We start from the raw sequence: 398 nt of genomic DNA, 5'->3' as shown, positions 1-398 counted from the left end.
CGGTTGCGCCGCGCAACCCGCCCGGTGGCCGAACGCAAGCGCGCAGGTTTCTGGAAGCGCGCTCCATCGCACCCACCCAAGCTGGGCTCGCGGAATCCCACCGTCCCCACCCCACGCTTCCGCGCACGCACATTCACCAGGAGGGCGTTATGTACAAGACGTTCTGTGGTCTGTTGTTCGCTTGCACCACGCTGGTCACCGCACAGGCGGCCGAGCCGCCGGGCAATGACCTGCTCGGCTTCGGTCCCAATCCCTTGCTCTATCCCAAGGACGCGCGTCCGTTCGGCAAGAGCATCTTCGGCTGGGCGGACCGCTCCTTGCAGTGGCTGTATGCGCAGCCTTCAGCCAGCAATCCGGTGTTCGACACTACCGGCGCGTTCTGCGCAGCAGGCCAGGAC

At 66.1% G+C, this 398-nt stretch carries 1 protein-coding gene; it reads left to right on the top strand.

Annotation, left to right across the window (positions count from 1 at the left end; translation table 11 throughout):
* Positions 1 to 149: 149 nt before the first annotated feature.
* Positions 150 to 398, top strand: a 249-nt coding sequence (locus AC1DNI_RS22815; protein WP_477693531.1) for a hypothetical protein, incomplete at its 3' end; no start/stop codon positions are given.

It is taken from the genome of Phyllobacterium sp. 01N428, from assembly GCF_056399405.1.
This window is presented reverse-complemented; position numbering and strand designations above follow the sequence as displayed.